The sequence below is a fragment of the Aquicoccus sp. SU-CL01552 genome (genome assembly GCF_040365005.1).
GTDB lineage: Bacteria > Pseudomonadota > Alphaproteobacteria > Rhodobacterales > Rhodobacteraceae > Antarcticimicrobium.
Genome location: NZ_BAABWV010000060.1, coordinates 1 through 433, shown reverse-complemented (window position 1 = coordinate 433; position 433 = coordinate 1). Strand labels below are relative to the sequence as shown.

At 66.1% G+C, this 433-nt stretch carries 1 protein-coding gene; it reads left to right on the top strand.

The genetic code is table 11. The features are described from left to right. On the top strand, positions 1-433 hold a 433-nt coding region (locus ABWV23_RS22380; protein ID WP_353351926.1), incomplete at both ends, for an IS5 family transposase.

Genomic DNA, 433 nt, shown 5'->3' with positions numbered 1-433 from the left:
CCGGCAAACGGGGGCGGCCCGAGACGTTCTCGGATGCCGCGATCCAAACCTGTCTGACGCTGAAAGTGCTCTTCGGCCTTCCGCTGCGGCAGACGGTTGGGCTGGTCGAGAGCCTGATCCGGATGGCTGGGCTCGACTGGCCGGTGCCGGACTATTCGACGCTGTGCCGACGCCAGGCGCGGATCGGTGTGCAGATCCCGTATCGCCGCACTGGCAGGCCTTTGAACCTGCTTATCGACAGCACCGGGGTGAAGTTCCGCGGTGACGGCGAGTGGCTGACCCGGAAGCATGGCTCCTCCCGCCGGAGGCAATGGCGCAAGGTTCACATCGCGATGGACACGGAGACCGGGGACATACGCGCAGTCGAGTTCACCTCAAGCCGCCAGGGCGACAGCCCCCTGCTGCCAGACCTGCTGTCGCAAATTCCCGAGGG